Annotated in this window: 20 protein-coding genes; 13 read left to right on the top strand and 7 right to left on the bottom strand. The window is 65.0% G+C overall.

Annotated elements, in window-relative coordinates:
* Window positions 1-11: 11 nt before the first annotated feature.
* From I6F21_RS08535 to I6F21_RS08525, 3 genes are all read right to left on the bottom strand, one after another.
* Window positions 12-350 (bottom strand): helix-turn-helix domain-containing protein, encoded by a 339-nt coding sequence (locus I6F21_RS08535; RefSeq protein ID WP_225127596.1) that lies wholly within the window; start codon window positions 348-350, stop codon window positions 12-14.
* A gap of 452 nt (window positions 351-802) precedes the next feature.
* Window positions 803-2,221 (bottom strand): recombinase family protein, encoded by a 1,419-nt coding sequence (locus I6F21_RS08530; protein WP_225139713.1) that lies wholly within the window; start codon window positions 2,219-2,221, stop codon window positions 803-805.
* Window positions 2,214-2,381 carry a hypothetical protein gene (locus I6F21_RS08525; RefSeq protein WP_225127594.1) on the bottom strand — a complete coding sequence of 56 codons (168 nt, stop codon included), beginning with the start codon at window positions 2,379-2,381 and terminating at the stop codon, window positions 2,214-2,216. The genes I6F21_RS08530 and I6F21_RS08525 overlap by 8 nt, the downstream gene beginning before the upstream one ends.
* A gap of 515 nt (window positions 2,382-2,896) precedes the next feature.
* On the opposite strand from I6F21_RS08525, the gene I6F21_RS08520 reads away from it, so the two are divergent.
* Complete coding sequence (locus tag I6F21_RS08520) at window positions 2,897-3,322, top strand: reverse transcriptase domain-containing protein (protein ID WP_225127609.1); 426 nt, start codon at window positions 2,897-2,899, stop codon at window positions 3,320-3,322.
* 992 nt (window positions 3,323-4,314) lie between these two features.
* Window positions 4,315-5,355 carry a tripartite tricarboxylate transporter substrate binding protein gene (locus I6F21_RS08515; RefSeq protein WP_225139712.1) on the top strand — a complete coding sequence of 347 codons (1,041 nt, stop codon included), beginning with the start codon at window positions 4,315-4,317 and terminating at the stop codon, window positions 5,353-5,355.
* 163 nt (window positions 5,356-5,518) lie between these two features.
* On the opposite strand, the gene I6F21_RS08510 is transcribed toward I6F21_RS08515, so the two are convergent.
* The 3 genes from I6F21_RS08510 to I6F21_RS08500 form a co-directional block, all read right to left on the bottom strand.
* Window positions 5,519-5,815, bottom strand: coding sequence for a hypothetical protein (locus tag I6F21_RS08510; RefSeq protein ID WP_146207753.1), 297 nt, complete (start codon window positions 5,813-5,815; stop codon window positions 5,519-5,521).
* A gap of 158 nt (window positions 5,816-5,973) precedes the next feature.
* Complete coding sequence (locus I6F21_RS08505) at window positions 5,974-6,300, bottom strand: hypothetical protein (RefSeq protein ID WP_036003836.1); 327 nt, start codon at window positions 6,298-6,300, stop codon at window positions 5,974-5,976.
* Window positions 6,301-6,512: 212 nt separating this feature from the next.
* Entirely contained in the window at window positions 6,513-6,866 is a 354-nt protein-coding gene (locus I6F21_RS08500) for a hypothetical protein (protein ID WP_225112605.1), read from the bottom strand.
* Window positions 6,867-6,995: 129 nt separating this feature from the next.
* Here I6F21_RS08500 and I6F21_RS08495 point away from each other — a divergent pair, with 129 nt between their 5' ends.
* The 5 genes from I6F21_RS08495 to I6F21_RS08475 all read left to right on the top strand — a co-directional run bounded on the left by I6F21_RS08495 (window position 6,996) and on the right by I6F21_RS08475 (window position 10,797).
* Window positions 6,996-7,955, top strand: a complete 960-nt coding sequence (locus tag I6F21_RS08495) for an N-carbamoyl-D-amino-acid hydrolase (RefSeq protein WP_225139711.1) — start codon at window positions 6,996-6,998, stop codon at window positions 7,953-7,955.
* Window positions 7,956-8,098: 143 nt separating this feature from the next.
* Window positions 8,099-8,653, top strand: a complete 555-nt coding sequence (locus I6F21_RS08490) for a TetR/AcrR family transcriptional regulator (protein WP_225127590.1) — start codon at window positions 8,099-8,101, stop codon at window positions 8,651-8,653.
* 82 nt (window positions 8,654-8,735) lie between these two features.
* On the top strand, window positions 8,736-9,929 hold the full coding sequence (locus I6F21_RS08485; RefSeq protein ID WP_225139710.1) for an MFS transporter: 1,194 nt from the start codon (window positions 8,736-8,738) through the stop codon (window positions 9,927-9,929).
* A gap of 121 nt (window positions 9,930-10,050) precedes the next feature.
* A complete protein-coding gene (locus I6F21_RS08480; RefSeq protein ID WP_225112608.1) occupies window positions 10,051-10,470 on the top strand; it encodes a DUF4118 domain-containing protein in 420 nt (139 codons plus the stop codon).
* 129 nt (window positions 10,471-10,599) lie between these two features.
* Complete coding sequence (locus I6F21_RS08475; RefSeq protein ID WP_036003876.1) at window positions 10,600-10,797, top strand: hypothetical protein; 198 nt, start codon at window positions 10,600-10,602, stop codon at window positions 10,795-10,797.
* 237 nt (window positions 10,798-11,034) lie between these two features.
* On the opposite strand, the gene I6F21_RS08470 is transcribed toward I6F21_RS08475, so the two are convergent.
* Window positions 11,035-12,012 (bottom strand): LysR family transcriptional regulator, encoded by a 978-nt coding sequence (locus I6F21_RS08470; protein ID WP_036038207.1) that lies wholly within the window; start codon window positions 12,010-12,012, stop codon window positions 11,035-11,037.
* Window positions 12,013-12,130: 118 nt separating this feature from the next.
* Between I6F21_RS08470 and I6F21_RS08465 the strand changes: the two genes are divergently transcribed.
* From I6F21_RS08465 to I6F21_RS08440, 6 genes are read left to right on the top strand one after another with little or no spacing between them, the layout of a single operon-like run.
* On the top strand, window positions 12,131-13,168 hold the full coding sequence (locus I6F21_RS08465; RefSeq protein ID WP_036003852.1) for a class 1 fructose-bisphosphatase: 1,038 nt from the start codon (window positions 12,131-12,133) through the stop codon (window positions 13,166-13,168).
* A 12-nt stretch (window positions 13,169-13,180) separates the two neighbouring features.
* A complete protein-coding gene (locus tag I6F21_RS08460) occupies window positions 13,181-14,056 on the top strand; it encodes a phosphoribulokinase (protein WP_225139709.1) in 876 nt (291 codons plus the stop codon).
* 16 nt (window positions 14,057-14,072) lie between these two features.
* Window positions 14,073-16,091, top strand: coding sequence for a transketolase (gene tkt / locus I6F21_RS08455; protein ID WP_225139708.1), 2,019 nt, complete (start codon window positions 14,073-14,075; stop codon window positions 16,089-16,091).
* Between the two features lie 12 nt (window positions 16,092-16,103).
* Complete coding sequence (fba, locus tag I6F21_RS08450; RefSeq protein ID WP_225139707.1) at window positions 16,104-17,189, top strand: class II fructose-bisphosphate aldolase; 1,086 nt, start codon at window positions 16,104-16,106, stop codon at window positions 17,187-17,189.
* Window positions 17,190-17,227: 38 nt separating this feature from the next.
* On the top strand, window positions 17,228-18,688 hold the full coding sequence (locus tag I6F21_RS08445; RefSeq protein WP_036003865.1) for a form I ribulose bisphosphate carboxylase large subunit: 1,461 nt from the start codon (window positions 17,228-17,230) through the stop codon (window positions 18,686-18,688).
* An 11-nt stretch (window positions 18,689-18,699) separates the two neighbouring features.
* A complete protein-coding gene (locus I6F21_RS08440; RefSeq protein ID WP_225139706.1) occupies window positions 18,700-19,107 on the top strand; it encodes a ribulose bisphosphate carboxylase small subunit in 408 nt (135 codons plus the stop codon).
* Window positions 19,108-19,134: the final 27 nt, after the last annotated feature.

The following is a 19,134-nucleotide window of genomic DNA, read 5'->3' as shown; positions in this document are numbered from 1 at the left end:
TACCCCCTGGTTCATGCGGTTTGGTCGAAAAGGCCGGCTTGCGGGGCTAAGACCTTGATGCGGAGTCCTTTTTGCTTCCCGCGCACAACGTGCACGGCTTCGAGTTCGCCGCGCTTGACTCGCTGCAAGACGGTTTGGCGCGAGACCCCGAGCGCCCGCATAGCCTCGCGCATCGGCAGAAAGTCGTCGGACGTTTCACTGTTGAAGCGGGCCTTGAGTTCATCGGTCAGGCGAATGCGCCAGGGAGCGCCTGGCGTGAGCTGCTCGCCGGCGATAATGCCGTCGTTGAGCAAACGATGGATCGTCGAGGGAGCGACACCAAGCGCGGCGGCGGCTTGCTTGATGGTCAAAAGATCGGGCCGGCGGCTTGCGGTTTATCTTGGAAGCCTGGGATCTTCCAGTGCCGGCGTAAATTACCGACGCGGTTGCGGTCGAGCGGTGGCCGTAGGCCGTTGTGCGGCTCTGCCGGTTGAGGATGCCGGCGATCACGGCATCGGGATAATGCACTGCCAGTCGTCGCAGGAGCGCAACTGTATCCTCGTCGGTGCGGATCGTCGCTGGCCGCGATCGGGGCAGGCCGAGATCAATCTCGGTCAGCGCGCCGCCCTTCCAGCGCAGCGTCAAATGGGCGGCAAAGGCCTCGCGATCGACTTTGACGATGACCTCGTCGAGGAGCGTCCGCAGCAACTCTTTCCGGTCGCGCGGCGTCGTCGTGCTTGCGTTCCAGACGGAGACGAGATCAGGTCCGAGCGCGAGCAGGCGGTCACGCTCCTGTTGGCTGATCGTATGGGGGCGAGCAGCCTCACGACGCGCAAGATCGGCCTTGGCGGCCTCCAGCGCCTTCAGGCACGCTTCCCACTCTCGCTCGAGAACCGCGCGCGACGAGACGGTTATCGGGATCGACGGCGCGATAGCGCCGTTCTGCACGCCGGGCTTCGTAGCTGGCGCGTTCCGCGGCAAGTCGCCATTGCTTGAGCCCCGCCTCGCGATCCGCCTCAAGCCGTTCCGCGGCGGTGAGTGTCGCGGTCAGCTTTGCGGGTTCTAAGGCGGCGATGAACGCTTGGGTGATGGCGTGGTCGATTTGAACGCCGCCGATATTGAGGCAGTAGACGCCTCGGTTCTCGACCAGCACTTTGCCAGCACAGTGATAGCCTGGCGAAGCATTGCGTCCGCGATAGTGGGTGTGCAGGCGGCGGCCGCAATGGCCGCAACTGGCAAGACCTTGCAGGAGGGCGCCACCCTCTCTCACGGCACCGCCGCCCTTGTGCGGCTGAGGTCGCGTGTTCGCGGCGAGACGTTGCTGATTTGCTTCATAGGTCTGCCAATCGATGAAGCCTGGATGATGCTCGGGGATGAGAACCTGCCATTGGGAACGCGGCAAGAATCGAATCCGCTGCTTGCGCGCGCCAGTGCCATCGAGAATCGTCTCATGGCGCGTTTTGCCATAGACATAGGCGCCGGCATAGACGGGATTGGTCAAGACCTGGTGGATGGCGGTGTAACTGGCCTCGACCCAGCGGATCTCGGCGCGGGCGTGCAGCTGCAGCGGGAACGTGAGCCCCTCGGACCGAAACCAGAGCCAAACGCGACGTGCCGATCCCATCTCGGCAAAGCGCGCAAAAACATGGCGAATGGCGGTAACGACAGCCTCATCGGGATGGAAGCGGACCTCGCCATCAGTCTCGCCCCAGACGAAGCCGACCGGCAGACCGCGGCGCAGTTCGCCGCGCGCCGCCTTGTTGCGGATTCCACCGTTGAGGCGAGCCCGCAGCACGTGCAGTTCGGCTTCGCTCATCGTGCCTTTGAGCCCCAGCAAGAGACGGTCATTGAACATGGCCGGATGATAAATGCCGTCGGCATCGCCGATCAGCGTGTCGGTGAATCCGGCCAGATCAATCAGGCGGTACCATTCGGCGTTATTACGCGCGAGCCGCGAGACTTCGAGACCGAGCACCAGTCCGACGCGCGCGAGCGCCACTTCGGCGGTGAGGCGGGCAAAGCCCGAACGCGCCACCGTGCCCGAACCGGAGAGGCCAAGATCCTCGTCGATAACGATGATGCGGTCATCGGGCCAGCCGAGGTCGCGCGCTTTGCCGACAAGTGCATATTGCCGCTCGGTCGATTCGCGGTTGTGCTCGACCTGTGCGGCGCTGGATTGGCGCAGATAGACGACGGCCTGTCGAGAGAGATGAATTGACGTAATCTTGACGTGCTCATTCATCGCTTGCCTCCGTCGCCGGGCCGCTCTGAAGCAGGCGTGACATGAGGCGCGCCAGAAGCTCGATTGCCGCGATGCGGGCGGCTTCGTCGATTTGGTCCCACGCGACTGGCGCGCTTGGTGGAACCTCGGGCTGATCGAACAAGTCCAGGTTCAATTGCATGGCGGCTCTCCTTGCACGGCGCCGACTCGGCACCCCGGATGCAAAGAGCGTCGACCAGCTTGCGCAAGTGGAGCAAATCACCGAGCCTGCCGAGATCGTGGACAGCGTCATCGGCATCGATTGGCGGCGTGCCTCCAAGCGGCTCCACCTTCCAATCGGTCCAGCTCGCCGGAATCAACGACCGACTGCCATCCGGCAGAACCGTGAGGAGAAAGTGGATGCCGCGCCGCCTGATGGTACTGATGACGGCCAGCGTCCGACCTTCGAAAGCGTGACGCGTGCGCGTGATCGTTACCGAAGCCGGAATATCTTGGCGATGGGCAGTCTGTGGCCGCTTCCTTCGACTCGGTCGACCACGAGTGGCTGTTGCGGATGCTGGCGCACAGGATCGCCGATCCTCGCATCTTGCAGCTCATCGGGCTGTGGCTGCGAGCCGGCGTTCTTGAGAGCGGCGAGAAGCAAGAGACGGACAGGGGCACGCCGCAAGGGGCGGGCATCAGCCCGCTCCTGCCAACATCTTCCTGCACTACATCCTCGATCTCTGGACCCAGAAATGGCGTCATCGCCACGCACGCGGTCGTATCGTGATCGTGCGCTACGCGGACGACTTCGTCATGGGCTTCGAGAACAAGGCAGATGCGCGGGAAATGCTGTTGGCCCTCAAGGCGCGGCTGGCCAGCTTCGGCCTGACGCTCCATGAGGACAAGACGCGGCTGATCGAGTTTGGCCGGTTCGCGGCCCTCTCGCGTCAGCGGCGGGGCGAGCGGCGGCCAGAGACCTTCGCCTTCCTCGGCTTCACCCACTACTGCGGGCGGACCCGAGATGGCCGGTTCATCGTGAGGCACAAGACGGAAGGGAAACGCCTGACGCGCAAGCTGACGGCGTTGCGCCAGGAGGCCTGGCGGCTCATGCACGCGCCACTGGCCACGCAGCACGAGTAGTTCGCCGCCGTTCTGCGCGGGCACTATGGCTATTATGGCAGGCCGCACAATTATCCAGCGCTCAACGGCTTCTACCGCGAAGTGCGTCGGACCTGGCTGCGTTGTCTGAGACGGCGTAGCCAGAAAAGTCGGCGCATGGGCTGGCCGGAGTTCGAGACCCTGACGGCACGCTTCCGCCTGCCAACTCCACGCATCACTCGCACATGGGCGCAGGCGCGGATATGACGCGGGTTACCCTCGGGAAGAGCCGGGTGCGGGAAAGCCGCCTGCCCGGATCTGTGAGGGCAAAGCCAAATGGCCGAGCTACTCGACCACGATCCCGCGACCCGGCCCCAGAGCGCGTGATCTACACATGTGACGGTTTGAGTCGCACGGAACGGACCGTCTTCAGTGATCTATTCGTTGGCTTCTCCCCTTTAGCAGTCCCGGATTTCGCATTTTCGTGATCACGGGCGCCTCCGGTGGCATCGATGGGCGGTGATTCTGACAAACGCGGCTAAATCAGCAGATCCAAGTTCAAACCAGCGCGCACACTTGTGCCCCGTTCCCCCAGAGAACGCCGCAACGAAATCGCAACGAATTGGGTGAAACGACCGTGAACAAAACGGGACGGTAACCGCTGCCACCTCGATAAAAATCAATAACTTAGAAGATATTCACTGCGTTCGGGACGCAGGGGTCGCAGGTTCGAATCCTGCCACTCCGACCATTCTTCCAAAAGTCGACGTTTTCCAGAGTCTTGGCAGACCGGCTGCCGGCGCCTCAGGACGCCTTTTTGCAACGATTTCGGGATTGGGTCCACGGCCGATTAGGCGGGGCAGGGTGGCCTGTCGCGGTAGCATAGCTTGCCAGAAGCGAGCGCCGGCGGTTCCGACTTGCGGAGCTAGGTCAGGGGCCTACCGCCGCGCCATCAGCACACCCACCAAAAACGCCACCATCAGCGCCGGGCCGTGGTGCCTCGCCGGTTGCCCTCCAGTCATCCCGACGGCTAGATGAGTCCCAAGCTGATCGCGCGCCTGAGGCGCGATCGGCCAATAACAAAAACAGGGCTGGAAATCATGAACAATAAAATCATCGCGCTCGCTACGGCTTTTGGCTTCGCGGCCTGCGGGTCGGCATGGGCCGCGTGGCCCGACGACAAGCCGATCGAAGTCGTCGTCGGCTTTGCGCCCGGTGGCGGCACCGATGTCATGGCGCGCAAGCTCCTTCCCTTTGTCGAGCGTGTGCTGGGCGGCAAGGCGAAGTTCGTCGTCCTGAACAAGCCCGGCGCCGGCGGAGAGATCGCGTTTGCGTCGATCGCGCGCGCGGCGCCCGAGGGCTATTCGATCGGTGTCGTCAACGTGCCAGGCTACAACTTCCTGCCGATGACCCGCAAAACCCAATACACCACGGATGAAATCCGGCTGGTCGCTCGCGTCGTCGAAGATCCGAATGTCATGGTGGTGCCTGCCGATAGCAGATTCAGCAATCTGCCGGATGTCGTTGCCGCACTGCGCAACACGCCGGGCTCGGTGAGCTTCGGTCACAATGGTGCCGGCACGAACGGTCATCTGGCCATTCGCATGCTTGCGGCAGCCGCGAAAGTCGAGCCCAACGAGATCTCCTACAGAGGAACGGCCGCACAGCGGACCGATCTCCTGGGCGGGCATCTGGACGTCGGGATGGTCACTGTCAGCGAGATTCCCGAGTTGCATGGCACCAACAAGGGGCCACTTCGCGTCATCGCGATCCTGTCGAAGAAGCGCTTTCCATCGCTGCCGGGCGTTCCGACGGCAGAGGAGGCGGGCTTTCCGGTCATGACGACGGCGGAACGCGGCTTCGCGGTCCCCAAGGGCGTTCCGGACGACATCGTCAAGAAGCTGGAAGCCGGGATCGCCGAGGGCCTGCGCAGTCCAGAGTACCTGACGGGTTCGCCCGGGGATGAGCCGGTGATCGCCTTCATGCCTGGCGCGGAGTGGCAGAAACGCCTCGACGACATGTCCGAAGCCCTGCGTCCTTTTGCCGAGCAGATGCGGGCAAGCGAACAGAAGTGATTGGTCCTGCTCTGGCAGGCGGTTGCTAAGACTATTCGTCATGCTTCGGGCCGCTGCAAATCAAGGTCTCGATGGCCCGCGCCGCCTCATGTTTGCCACCCTCCAACGCAAACGGCGCGGCCGTGATCGACCGCGCCGCTGTGATCTTCTGATGTGAAGGGCCCTATTCTTCGTAGGGTGCGTAGGCTGATGTGCCCCAGCGAGGCCCGTCATAGCCGTAACCCGGGCCCGGGTAACCGTAGGTGTTGGTGGGGTGCCAATCGCCGATGCGCTGGCATTGGCCGATGCCGGCCATCAACTGGCCGCCGCTCATGGCGGGCCCGGCGGCGCCGACTGCTTCTCCAGCCGGTGGGGTGCACGGGCCGGGACCGCGTCCCGCAGCGAGGCTGGGGCTTACAGTTGCGAGCGGCAAAATCGCGGCCAGAGTTGCGGCGACGCTCACGAGTTTCGTACGTGTCATGGTTGTCTCCATGTTCGAGGCTTAACGGGGGACCAATCCCTCCTGCCGCGAGACGTTCCGCGCGGAACGGTCGCGTTTTCGCGAGCAAAAAAGGTTTCCTCGGGTTTCACGGAACGCCGCGATTTCCATTGACATGAGCGCGTCATCGCGAGCGCGCATTATCTGCGAGCGACCAGCACACCGACCAGAAAGGCCACCAGCAGCGACGGCAGCGGGGCGTCGCGCACCATGCCGCGGACGACGTCTTGCCAGTGCTGCTCCGGCACCAGTCTCGGCGATCGCACGTTGGGCGCGGGCTGGATACCCCAGTGTGATGCGAGCTCGGCGACCTCGCTTTGCGCGAGGCGCACGCCGTCGCGGACGCGATAGATCGCGGCCTCGGACCGCTCACGCGGTGCGAGCAGCATCAAGGTCTCGACCGCGGTGCGCAGCGTCATCTCGCCGTAGCCTTGCAGCCTGACCTGCTCCTCGGGATCGGACGTCATGCAAAATCCCTCACAGCGTCAAATTCTTCACAATGAGAAATGGCGCGCGATGGTGAAGGCCGCCGCCGTGCACAGAACCAGCGTGGGCCCGGCCACGTCGCGCGCGAGATCGGCGCGCGTCAGCTGCCTGCTCATGGTCTTGCTCCATGCTTTGCATGGAAATGGCCGCCGCCGCGCTTGGTTCCGTGCGCCGGCGCGAATCGGCAGGCCGACTATTTCCGCAGCAGCTCGCTCAAGGCCGCCGTCGCTTCGGCGCAGCGGATGTCGTCGATCTCCCGCGACAGGCTGAGCGCGCTCGATCTCAGCTCCTCGAGCTTCCAGCTGTCCGGATGCTGGTTTTCGAGCTGACCGAGACGCTTGTTCAGATCGTCTAATCTCGATTGAAGCTGCCCGATGCTGGCGGCCCCATTCACTTTCCAAACGCGTTGTGCGCGCATCGTCGTTCCCCTGATAGTCTCACGGCCTTGTGAGAGCGGTTCATGGCCGGAATGGGAGTTTGTTTTGTCCGGCTTCAGACGGCGGGGAACCGTTGCAGATCGGCAACGAAGTTCCTGTTTGGTGCTCACCCAGCGCCGCACGATGATACCCGCGGGCCCGGAATTTGATTGTGCCCTCAGTACGGGGCGCCGAGGCGGCCTGTGCGCGCGGGTGATAGGCTCTGGCCGGGCGCACTCGAAAAAGATGAGGAACGACGCGTGACGAGAACTGTGACCATTGCAGCCGGCCAGCTCGGACCGATCGCGAGGAGCGAGTCGAGGTCCGCGGTGGTGGCGCGACTGATGGCGTTGATGCGCGAGGCGCGGGCCTGCGGCTGCGACCTGATCGTCTATCCCGAGCTGGCGCTGACCACGTTCTTTCCGCGCTGGTACTTCGAGGACCAGGCCGAGATCGACAGCTTCTTCGAGCGCGAGATGCCGGGTGCCGAGACACAGGCGCTGTTCGATCTCGCCCGCCAGCTCGGCATCGGCTTCTGCCTCGGCTATGCCGAGCTGACGCTCGAGGCCGGGATCGTCAGGCGATACAACACGTCCATCCTCGTCGACAAGAGTGGCGCGATCGTCCTGAAATATCGCAAGGTGCATCTGCCCGGCCATGCCGAGCACGAACCGTGGCGCGAATTCCAGCATCTGGAGAAGCGCTATTTCGAGCCCGGTAGCGGCTTCGGCGTGGTCGATGCCTTCGGCGGCGTGATCGGCATGGCGATCTGCAACGACCGCCGCTGGAGCGAGACCTATCGCGTGATGGGCCTGCAGGGCGTCGAGATGGTGCTGATCGGCTACAACACGCCCGTGCACAATCCGCCCGCGCCGGAGCATGACGATCTCTCGCTGTTCCACAATCATCTGGTGATGCAGGCCGGTGCCTATCAGAACGGCACTTTCGTTGTCGGCGTCGCCAAGGCCGGTGTGGAGGAGGGCGTCGACCACATCGGCGGCAGCTGCATCATCGCGCCCTCGGGCGAGATCATTGCGGCCTGCACGACAAAGAGCGACGAGATCGCGCTGGCGCGCTGCGATCTCGATCTCTGCAAATCCTACAAGCGCACCACCTTCAATTTCGACGTGCACCGCCAACCGCGCGCCTACGGCATGATCGTCGAGCGGAGGGGCGTGACGATCATGGCGGATGGGACGCCGGTGCCGCGGAGGGGGTGACGCTCTCTCCTTCGTCATTGATTCCTTTCACGACCACGTGTGTTTATTCGGAAACGTTCATTCCCTATTATCCCGCAATGCAAAAAACCGCCCGCCGCTCTCGGCCTGCCGCCCGTCTGCCCGGCCGTCCCCGGGAATTCGACATGGACACCGCGCTCGACCGCGCCGTGCGTGTGTTTCGCGAGCGCGGCTATCATGCCACCTCGATCGGGGACCTCACTGCGGCGATGCGGCTCGCGACGGGAAGCATCTACAAGGCGTTTCGCGACAAGCATGCGGTGTTTCTCGCCGCCTTCGAGCGCTACACGGCCCTGCGCCAGCAGCAGACCCGCAGCGCGGCGGCGCGTGGTGCAAACGGCCGCGAGCAAATCCGCAACGTGCTGCTGTCCTATGTCGAGCATTCCCGGGGCAGCGAGGGGCGGCGCGGCTGCCTCGTGGTCGGCAGCGCGGTCGAACTGTCCGCGCTCGATCCGGTCGTGGGTGCCCGCGTCAGCACACAGCTCGCGAGCAACGAGAGCTTCATCGCCGGCCTCATCCGCGCCGGACAGGCCGATGGCTCGATCCCCCGCCATGTCGTAGCCGACGACACCGCGCGGCTGATGCTCTGCATCACGCAGGGAATGCGCGTCGTCGGCAAGGCGCGTCTGCCGCTCGACGCAGAGCGTCTCGTCGGCGCCGCAATGAAGCTGCTCGCCTGAATTTTTTGTCAGAAAAGGGAATGACCATTCCCTATACCTTACCTAACGGCCATTCCCTGCGCCTTACCTGGAGACCATGCGAATGACGATGAATGCCACGATCGAGACCGCGCCGGGGCCGGATGCGGTGTCGCAGCGCCTGACCTTCGTGCTTGCCGCGGCCTGTGGCATGGTCGCCGCCAACATCTATTATGCGCAGCCGCTGATCGCCCCAATCAGCGCCGCGCTCGGCCTGTCGCATGCAGCTAGCGGGCTGATCGTGACGATGACGCAGATCGGCTACGGCACCGGGCTGCTGCTGATCGTGCCGCTCGGCGATCTCGTCGAGAACCGCGCGCTGATCTGCTCGGTGATCATGCTCGGCGCCGCGGCGCTGCTCGCCGCGGCGTTCGCAACCCATGCGCTGCCGTTCCTGCTCGCCGCACTGTTCATCGGCCTCGGCTCGGTCGCGGTGCAGATCATCATCCCCTATGCAGCGCATCTGGCGCCCGAAGCCATCCGCGGCCGCGTCGTCGGCAACGTCTCGACCGGCCTGATGCTCGGCATCATGCTGGCGCGTCCGGTGTCGAGCTTCGTCACCGCCTTGCTGTCGTGGCACGCAGTGTTCTTCGCCTCCGCCGCGCTGATGATCGTGCTCGCAGCCGTGCTCTGGATGACGCTGCCGAAGCGCAAGCCGGTCACGCGGATGCATTACGGCCAATTGCTGCTGTCGATGCCGGACCTGGTGCGGGCCACGCCGCTGCTGCGGCGCCGCGCGCTGTACCAGGCGAGCCTGTTCGGCGCCTTCACCCTGTTCTGGACGGTGGCGCCACTCCAGCTCGCCGGCGAGTTCGGCTTCTCCCAGCGCGGCATCGCGCTGTTCGCGCTGGCCGGCGTCGCCGGCGTGTTCGCAGCACCGATCGCCGGGCGCCTCGCGGACCGCGGCCATAGCCGGATCGCGACGCTGGTCGCGATGCTGCTCACGGCCGCCGGCTTCCTGGTGACCTCCATCGGCGCGTCCGGCTCGATGCTGAACCTCGCCTGTCTGGTGGTGGCCGCGATTGCGATCGATATCGGCGTCCAGGGCAATGTGGTGCTGGGCTTCCGCGCCATCTTCGCGCTCGGGCACGAGCACCGCAGTCGCCTCAATGGTCTCTACATGGCGACGTTCTTCGCCGCCGGCGCGGTCGGCTCGGCGGTCGGAGCATGGGCGTTCGCACAGGGAGGCTGGATGCTCGCATCGGCCATTGGCCTTGCTTTGCCCGTCGCGGGGTTGCTCTACGCGCTGACCGAGTAGCGGCCGTCGCCCGAACGGTGCGACCGACCTCGCGATGACGCAATTTGCATCTCGCGGATTGGTTGCGGTTGTAGTACTTTCGTCGCAACGCACCTGGTTAACGGGCGGCAGGGGGATGCTGATGAAACGTGCGGGGCTGTTTGGCGCACGGCGGGTACGGCCATGGTCGTGGGGGGCGTTTCTGCTCGGGCTCGCCGTCGTCGCGGTTTCGGCCGTGGTTCAGGGCATCTGCGTCCTGCTCGGCGCAAAGTTCTATTTCGCAGCGTTCCTGCCCGGCCTGTTCGTGCTTGCGCTGATGGCGGGTACACCGGCGGCGGCATTCGCCGCGCTGCTCACCGTGCCGCTGGTGTGGTGGGCGTTCATCCCGCCGTTCTTCGAGCTCAATGCGCTGACCAGCGCGCATGCCGATTCCATCAACCTGTTCTGTCTTCTTGCCGTCCTCCTGATCGGCCTTGCCGATCTCTGCCGCGCGACGATGACAATCGTCAGAAGCGGCGGGCTGAAGCCTTCGGGCGAGAGCGCGGCAACGAATCCGCAATAGATCGCGCCGCGCGCGTTGCGCCCGAGCAACAGTCCGGCAACCATCCGCGAACTTGCCGCGCGCCGCTAACTTTTCGAAAAAGATTTGGCCGCAGTTTCTCCCGCGGGAATGACGAGGGAGTTTTCGGACATGAACGGTCACGCCATCCTTGAGAACGTGCGCCGCTACCGCGGCATCGCATCGCTCTATCGCCAGACCGCAGCGTTCCGCCCGGGCCAGAGCTGGTCGCTGCTGGAGCAGGCGAGCGAGTGGGAGGCGCGGGCGCTGTCGGAGCTGGAAGCCTATTTCGCCTCGCGCACGGACCACACCGCCCCGCTCGCGGCCTGATCGCCGGCCATCGGCGCGCCCTGAACCGGCTCGCCGAAGGCGCGACCGCCACGGGCAACTACGGAGTTGTCTCCGCATCCTTCTGTGCTAGCAACGGCCGAGAGATTCTTCTTCACGTCGGCCGGGGCACGCGATGACCACCTTCAACCGCATCTTCACGACGGAGCGCCTGCTCCAGATCATCGTGGTGCTGGCGGCGACGCTCGCCATGAAGCTGATGAGCTGAGCGAAGGCCGGCTATCGTCCGCCTAGCTCGGGCAAATCAGGCAGATAATTCGAGCCTTCCGAGCCGAGGAAATCGAACATCGCCTGCGCGGGCGGCAGCAGCACCTTGTCGCTGCGGCGGATCACGTACCATTGCCGCACGATCGGCAGGCCCGCGACGTCGAGCACGACGAGCCGGCCCTCGGCGAGCTCATGCGCCACGGTGTGAGCCGAGATGAAGGCGATGCCGAGCCCGGCGATGACCGCCTGCTTGATGGTCTCGTTGCTGCTCATCTCCATGCCGATGATCGGCTCGAGATCCGATTTCTGGAACATGCCCTCCATCAGCGTCCGCGTGCCCGAGCCGGGCTCGCGGGTGAGGAAGGTCTCGTGCACGAGATCGGTCAGGCTGAGGCCGGAATCCTTCTCCAGCCAATGGCCCTTGCGCGCGACGATGATGTGCGGGTTGCGCCCGAGCTGGCGGACGTCGACGGTGACGTCGGCCGGTGGCCGACCCATTACCGCGAAGTCGAGGTCGTAGCCGTGCATGGCCTCGCGGATCTCCTCGCGATTGCCGATGGTCAGCTTGATCTCGATCTTGGGGTAGCGCTTGGAGAACGCCGCGATCGCGTGCGGCACGAAATATTTCGCGGTCGAGACCGCGCCGAGATGCACGGTGCCGCCGGTCCGCCCCGCGAGCAGGTCGAGCGCGCCCTGGCAATCGGTAATCGCGGCTTCGACCCGTTCGGCCAGCGCCAGCACCTCCCTGCCGGCTTCCGTCAGCAGCATGCCGTCGCCGGTTCGCTGCACCAGGGGCAGGCCGGCCAGGTCCTGCAGCTGCCGCAGCTGCTGGGTCACGGCCGGCTGGGTCAGCCCGAGATGGCTCGACGCCGCCGTCACGCTGCCTTTGGCCGAGAGCGCCGCAAGCGAGCGCAGCTGCCGGATCGTCAGATGCCGGAGCTGGGCCGCTGCATGGCCGGCGCCATTATAAGAAAATTCTTTGAGGCTCATTATGATTAGAAATTTTCCTTATTAAGCCGCTCCTGTCAATCTCCTGAATGCCGGCACTGACCGTGACCTGCCTCCACCAGGAGGGAATGGTTGCGGCACCGGCAGGGGATGGACGCAGATGACCGGGCAACTCAGGCTGGACGACCACCTTCAACGGTATTCTGAGACCGCGCCGCATGCGTTGGCCGTGGCAGCCGCGGTCGATGCCATCGCGGCCGCGGCGATCGAGATTGCCGATCTCATCGCCAGCGGCGATCTCGCCGACGCCTCGGGCCTGACCACCGGGCGCAACAGCGACGGCGATCTCCAACGCGACCTCGACGTCCAGGCGGACGCGATCCTGCGCCGCTGCCTCGGCCGGCTGCCGATCGCGGCGCTGGCGTCGGAGGAGATGCGTGAGGCCCAGATCGTCGATCGTCAGGGGCGAATCTGCATCGCGATCGATCCGCTCGACGGCTCCTCCAACATCGACATCAACATGACCGTCGGCACGATCTTCTCGATCCTGCCGGCCCCCGATGATCTCTCACTCGCCTTTCAGCAGCGGGGCTCGGCGCAGCTCGCGGCGGGCTTCGTCACCTACGGCCCGCAGACCTCGCTGGTGCTGACGCTCGGCGACGGCGTCGACATCTTCACGCTCGACCGCAAGGCGGGCTGCTTCCGCTTCGCGCGCAGCGGCGTGCAGATCGCCGAAGCCTGCGAGGAGTTCGCGATCAACGCCTCGAACCGCCGGCATTGGGATCCGCCGGTGCGCGCCTTCATCGACGAATGCCTCGCCGGCGTCGACGGGCACGCCAACCACGATTTCAACATGCGCTGGATCGGGTCGCTGGTCGCGGAGGCCTATCGCATCCTCACCCGTGGCGGCGTGTTTCTCTACCCTTCCGATGCGCGGCCCGGCTACGGCGACGGCCGCCTTCGCCTGACCTACGAAGCACACCCGATGGCGATGATCATCGAGCAGGCCGGCGGCTCGGCCTCGACCGGGCGCGAGCGCATCCTCGATCTATCGGCGCAGAGCCTGCACCAGCGCGTGCCGCTGATCATGGGCTCGAGCAACGAGGTGCGGCGCGTCGAGGAGCTGCATTGCGATCCGCTGCTGGTTGCCAGCGTCTCGGCGCCGCTGTTCGCGCGGCGCGGATTCTTCCGGCTCTGAGCGAGGCGTCCGATGTCCAGGAAGCATCCGATCATCTCCATCACCGGCTCCTCCGGCGCCGGCACCACCTCCGTCAAGAAGACCTTCGAGCAGATCTTTTTCCGCGAGAAGGTCAACGCCGTCTACATCGAGGGCGACGCCTTCCACCGCTACGACCGTGCCGAGATGCGTGCGCAGATGGCGAAGGAGGCCGAGCGCGGCAACAAGCACTTCAGCCATTTCAGCCCCCAGACCAATTTGTTCGAGGAGCTGGAACGCGCCTTCCGCGACTACGGCGAGACCGGCACCGCGGTGACGCGGCACTACGTCCACGACGCCGAGGAATCGGCGCTGCATGGCGCGGCACCAGGCACCTTCACCGACTGGAAGCAGCTGCCGGAGGATTCGGACCTGCTGTTCTACGAGGGCCTGCACGGCGCCGTAGTCACCGATAAGGTGAACGTCGCGCGCTATGCCGACCTCAAAATCGGCGTCGTGCCCGTCATCAACCTCGAATGGATCCAGAAGCTGCACCGCGACCGCAGCGCACGCGGCTATTCGACCGAGGCGGTCACCGACACCATCCTGCGGCGGATGCCCGACTACATCCACTACATCTGCCCGCAATTCACCGAGACCGACATCAACTTTCAGCGCGTCCCGACCGTGGACACCTCCAATCCATTCATCGCGCGCTGGATCCCGACGCCGGACGAATCGATGGTGGTGATCCGCTTCAAGAATCCGCGCGGTATCGACTTCCCCTATCTGCTCTCGATGCTGCCGCAGAGCTGGATGTCGCGCGCCAACTCGATCGTCTGCCCCGGCGCGAAGCTGGACCTGGCCATGCAGCTGATCCTGACGCCGCTGATCATGCAGCTGATCGAGCGCAAGCGCAGCCTGAAGTGAACAGGGAGAGACTCCGATGAACATCTCCGTCCATGCCGAAGCTGACCTCAATGCGGTCACGCATAACGATCTCGCCAATGCCGTCCGCTTCCTCGCGGTCGATGCCATCGAGGCAGCGCAGTCAGGCCATCCCGGGCTACCCATGGGCATGGCCGACGTCGCGACTGTGCTGTTCTCGCGCTTCCTGAAGTTCGACTCGGCGCATCCGAACTGGCCGGACCGCGACCGCTTCGTGCTGTCGGCGGGGCACGGCTCGATGCTGCTCTATGCGCTGCTGCATCTCACCGGCGGCGATATCAGCCTCGACGACATCAAGGCCTTTCGCCAGTGGGGCTCGAAGACGCCGGGCCACCCCGAATATGGCCACACGGCTGGTGTCGAGACCACGACGGGACCGCTGGGCCAGGGCATTGCGACCGCGGTCGGCATGGCGCTCGCCGAGCGGATGGCGAATGCGCGGCATGGCGATGGGCTCGTCGATCACTTCACCTATGTTATCGCAGGCGATGGCTGCCTGATGGAAGGCCTCAGCCATGAGGCGATCTCGCTGGCCGGTCATCTCGGGCTCGGCCGGCTGATCGTGCTGTTCGACGACAACGGCATCTCCATCGACGGTCCGACCTCGCTGGCGACATCGGACGACCAGCTCGCGCGCTTCGCTGCCTGCGGCTGGTCGGTGCGCCGCGTCGACGGACATGATCCCGAAGCGGTGGCGCAGGCGATAGCGGAGGAGCGGGAGACCGCGAAGCCGTCGCTGATCGCCTGTCGCACAATCATCGGCTATGGCGCGCCTGATAGACAGGGCACCGAGAAAGTGCATGGCGCGCCGCTCGGCACCGAGCAGACGGCAGCGGCGCGGCGGACGCTGGGTTGGGACTATCAGCCTTTCGTGGTGCCGATCCCGGTGCTCAAGGCTTGGCGGATGATCGGGCAGCGCGGGCAGGTCGATCGCCTCGCTTGGCTCGATCGTTACGAAGGTGCGACGCCGGAGCAGCGCGACCTGTTCGTCGAGGGCAAAGCCGCGGCTCTGCCCGCCTCCTATGCGCTGGCCGCGGCGAAATTGCGTGAGCACTTTGCATCCGAGCGGCCGAAGCTGGCGACGCGGCAGGCCTCGCAACAGGTGCTCGAGGGAATCGCAGGAACAATTCCCGGCCTGGTCGGCGGCTCCGCGGACCTCACCCATTCGAACCTGACGCATGCCAAGGCGCAGGCGCCGGTCAAGAGCGGTGCGTTCGCCGGCGACTACATCCACTATGGCATCCGCGAGCACGGCATGGCCGCAGCGATGAACGGCCTGGCGCTGCATGGCGGCTTCATCCCCTATGGCGGCACGTTCCTGGCGTTCTCCGACTACAGCCGGCCGGCGATCCGACTTGCAGCCTTGATGCGGCTGCGCGTCATCCACGTGATGACGCACGATTCCATCGGCCTTGGTGAGGACGGACCGACGCACCAGCCGGTCGAGCATCTCGCGGCACTGCGCGTGATCCCCAATCTACTGGTGTTCCGCCCCGCCGATGCCGTGGAGACGCTGGAGGCCTGGGATTGCGCGCTCGCGGCGGAGCATCGCCCCTCAGTGCTATGCCTGTCGCGGCAGGCCTTGCCGACATTCCGCAGCGATGGGCGCGGCAGAAACCGCGTCGCGAACGGTGCCTATCTCGTCGTCTCGCCGGACGGCCGCCGTGACGTGACGCTCATCGCAACCGGCTCGGAAGTCTCGATCGCGCTGGAAGCGGCCCGCCTGCTCGCGACCGAGCACGTTCGCGCCGCCGTGGTCTCGGCTCCGTGTTTCGCACTGTTCGAGGAGCAGCCGGAGGATTACCGCGCCTCGGTGCTCGGCACCGCGCCGCGTGTCGGTGTCGAGGCCGCTGTCGCCGGCGACTGGCATCGCTGGATCGGCGCCGACGGTGAATTCGTCGGCATGCGCGGTTTCGGCGCCTCGGCGCCAGCGCCGGTGCTGTACCGTGAATTCGGCATCACACCGCAAAGCATTGCGGAAGCGGCTCGCCGGGCGATGGCCCGCAAGAGCCAATAAGGAGGACGAATCTTGGCCCGTATCACCCTTCGCCAATTGCTCGATCACGCTGCCAGCCACGGCTACGCCGTGCCGGCGTTCAACATCAACAACATGGAGCAGGGCATCGCGATCATGCAGGCGGCGGCCGCGGTCGATGCGCCGGTCATCATCCAGGCCTCGCGCGGCGCGCGCAGCTATGCCGGCGATCTCATGCTTTCGCACATGATCGACGCGCTGGAGCGGACCTATCCCGACATTCCGCTCTGCATGCACCAGGACCACGGCAATGACGAAGCGACCTGCGCCTCGGCCATCGCCCATGGCTTCACCTCCGTCATGATGGATGGCTCGCTCAAAGCCGACGCCAAGACGGCGGCCGACTATGACTATAACGTCGCGATCACGCGCCGCGTCGTCGATCTCGCTCATTGGGTCGGCGCGTCCGTCGAAGGCGAGCTCGGCGTGCTCGGTTCGCTCGAGCACGGTGGCGGCGAGCAGGAGGATGGTCACGGCGTCGAGGGCAAGGTCGGCCACGACCAGCTCTTGACCGATCCGGACCAGGCCGTCGACTTCGTCCGTGCAACCAAGGTCGATGCGCTCGCGATCGCGATGGGCACCTCGCACGGCGCCTACAAGTTCAGCCGCAAGCCGGATGGCGATATCCTGGCGATGCGGGTGGTGGAGGAGATCCACTGCCGGCTGCCGAACACGCATCTGGTCATGCACGGCTCGTCCTCGGTGCCGCAGCCGCTGCAGGACATGTTCAACCAGTTCGGCGGCGAGATGCCGCAGACCTGGGGCGTGCCGGTCGAGGAGATCGTTCGCGGCATCCGAAGCGGCGTGCGCAAGGTCAATATCGACACCGATTGCCGGCTGGCGATGACCGCGGTGTTCCGGAAGGTGGCGGCGGAAGCGCGCTCCGAATTCGATCCGCGCAAGTTCCTGAAGCCGGCGATGGACGCAATGCGCGAATTGTGCCGCGAGCGGTTCGAGCAGTTCGGTACCGCAGGCCACGCCAGCAAGATCAAGGTCATTCCAATGAGCGAGATGGCGCGGCGCTATCGCGCCGGCGAGCTCGATCCGCGCATCGACGCCCGCGAGCCGGTTGCGGCCTAGCCAATCAGAAAGAGCAGAGAAAAGAGCAGGAGAGAGACATGAACGCACATGCAGGCACGGTCCGCGGCAAAGAGCGCTATCGCTCCGGCGTGATGGAGTACAAGCGCATGGGCTATTGGGAGCCCGATTACACGCCGAAGGACACCGACGTCATCGCGCTGTTCCGCGTGACGCCGCAGGAGGGCGTCGACCCGATCGAGGCCTCTGCTGCGGTTGCCGGCGAATCCTCGACCGCGACCTGGACGGTGGTGTGGACCGATCGCCTGACGGCGGCCGAGAAGTATCGTGCCAAGTGCTATCGCGTCGATCCCGTTCCGGGCTCACCTGGCTCGTATTTCGCCTACATCGCCTATGATCTCGACCTGTTCGAGCCGGGCTCGATCGCCAACCTCTCGGCCTCGATCATCGGCAACGTGTTCGGCTTCAAGCCGCTGAAGGCGCTGCGCCTCGAGGACATGCGCTTTCCCGTCGCCTATGTGAAGACGTTCCAGGGACCGGCGACCGGCATCGTGGTGGAGCGCGAGCGGCTCGACAAGTTCGGCCGGCCGCTGCTCGGCGCGACGGTGAAGCCGAAGCTCGGTCTGTCCGGCCGCAATTACGGCCGTGTGGTCTATGAGGCGCTGAAGGGCGGGCTCGACTTCACCAAGGACGACGAGAACATCAACTCGCAGCCCTTCATGCATTGGCGTGATCGCTTCCTCTATTGCATGGAGGCGGTGAACCGCGCGCAGGCCGCCTCCGGCGAGGTGAAAGGGACCTACCTGAACGTCACCGCGGCCACCATGGAGGACATGTACGAGCGTGCGGAGTTCGCCAAGGAGCTCGGCTCGGTGATCGTGATGATCGACCTCGTGATCGGCTACACTGCGATCCAGTCCATGGCCAAGTGGGCGCGGCGCAACGACATGATCCTGCATCTGCATCGCGCCGGCCACTCCACCTATACGCGGCAGAAGAGCCATGGCGTGTCATTCCGCGTCATCGCGAAATGGATGCGCCTCGCCGGTGTCGACCACATCCACGCCGGCACGGTGGTGGGCAAGCTCGAAGGCGATCCCAACACCACACGCGGCTACTACGATGTCTGCCGCGAAGACTTCAACCCGACCAAGCTCGAGCATGGCCTGTTCTTCGACCAGTCCTGGGCGAGCCTCAACAAGATGATGCCGGTGGCCTCCGGCGGCATCCATGCCGGGCAGATGCACCAGCTCCTCGACCTGTTAGGCGAGGACGTCGTGCTGCAGTTCGGCGGCGGCACCATCGGCCATCCCATGGGCATTGCGGCCGGCGCGACCGCCAACCGCGTGGCGCTGGAAGCGATGATCCTCGCCCGCAACGAGGGCCGCGACTATGTCCACGAGGGCCCGGAAATCTTGGCCAAGGCGGCCCAGACCTGCACGCCGCTGAAGGCCGCGCTCGAGGTCTGGAAGGATGTCACTTTCAACTATCAATCCACCGACACGCCGGACTTCGTGCCGACCGCGCTGGAAACCGTCTGAGGAGATTTGAGATGAAGATCACCCAGGGCTGCTTCTCGTACCTGCCGGATCTGACCGACGAGCAGATCACCAGCCAGGTGCAGTATTGCCTCGCCAATGGCTGGGCGGTGAACATCGAGTTCACCGACGATCCGCATCCCCGAAACACCTATTGGGAGATGTGGGGCCTGCCGATGTTCGATCTCCAGGACGCCGCCGGCGTGATGATGGAGCTGGCCGAGTGCCGCAGGGTCTACGGCGACCGCTATATCCGCATCAGCGGCTTCGATGCCAGCCACGGCTGGGAGTCGGTGCGGATCTCCTTCTTCGTCAACCGGCCGAAGCAAGAGACGGAGTTCGAGCTGGTGCGGCAGGAGGTCGGCGGCCGTGCGGTCCGCTACACCACCGTGCGCAAGCCGGTTGCGCACGCGCCAGCTTGAGTCATCCGCTTCCGCGCGGAGCTCTCC

The sequence above is a fragment of the Bradyrhizobium sp. NBAIM03 genome (assembly GCF_020194055.1).
GTDB classification, from domain to species: Bacteria; Pseudomonadota; Alphaproteobacteria; order Rhizobiales; family Xanthobacteraceae; genus Bradyrhizobium; species Bradyrhizobium yuanmingense.
This window is presented reverse-complemented; position numbering and strand designations above follow the sequence as displayed.

Bases quoted from the DNA above. Each gene is read 5' to 3' on its own strand.
- I6F21_RS08530 (WP_225139713.1), bottom strand. From the start codon at position 2,221: ATGAATGAGCACGTCAAGATTACGTCAATTCATCTCTCTCGACAGGCC.
- I6F21_RS08505 (WP_036003836.1), bottom strand. From the start codon at position 6,300: ATGACGTCCGATCCCGAGGAGCAGGTCAGGCTGCAAGGCTACGGCGAG.
- I6F21_RS08510 (WP_146207753.1), bottom strand. From the start codon at position 5,815: ATGACACGTACGAAACTCGTGAGCGTCGCCGCAACTCTGGCCGCGATT.
- I6F21_RS08470 (WP_036038207.1), bottom strand. From the start codon at position 12,012: ATGAGCCTCAAAGAATTTTCTTATAATGGCGCCGGCCATGCAGCGGCC.
- I6F21_RS08475 (WP_036003876.1), top strand. From the start codon at position 10,600: ATGAACGGTCACGCCATCCTTGAGAACGTGCGCCGCTACCGCGGCATC.
- I6F21_RS08480 (WP_225112608.1), top strand. From the start codon at position 10,051: ATGAAACGTGCGGGGCTGTTTGGCGCACGGCGGGTACGGCCATGGTCG.
- I6F21_RS08525 (WP_225127594.1), bottom strand. From the start codon at position 2,381: ATGCAATTGAACCTGGACTTGTTCGATCAGCCCGAGGTTCCACCAAGC.
- I6F21_RS08515 (WP_225139712.1), top strand. From the start codon at position 4,315: ATGAGTCCCAAGCTGATCGCGCGCCTGAGGCGCGATCGGCCAATAACA.
- I6F21_RS08445 (WP_036003865.1), top strand. From the start codon at position 17,228: ATGAACGCACATGCAGGCACGGTCCGCGGCAAAGAGCGCTATCGCTCC.
- I6F21_RS08440 (WP_225139706.1), top strand. From the start codon at position 18,700: ATGAAGATCACCCAGGGCTGCTTCTCGTACCTGCCGGATCTGACCGAC.
- I6F21_RS08485 (WP_225139710.1), top strand. From the start codon at position 8,736: ATGACGATGAATGCCACGATCGAGACCGCGCCGGGGCCGGATGCGGTG.
- I6F21_RS08490 (WP_225127590.1), top strand. From the start codon at position 8,099: ATGGACACCGCGCTCGACCGCGCCGTGCGTGTGTTTCGCGAGCGCGGC.
- I6F21_RS08465 (WP_036003852.1), top strand. From the start codon at position 12,131: ATGACCGGGCAACTCAGGCTGGACGACCACCTTCAACGGTATTCTGAG.
- tkt (WP_225139708.1), top strand. From the start codon at position 14,073: ATGAACATCTCCGTCCATGCCGAAGCTGACCTCAATGCGGTCACGCAT.
- I6F21_RS08460 (WP_225139709.1), top strand. From the start codon at position 13,181: ATGTCCAGGAAGCATCCGATCATCTCCATCACCGGCTCCTCCGGCGCC.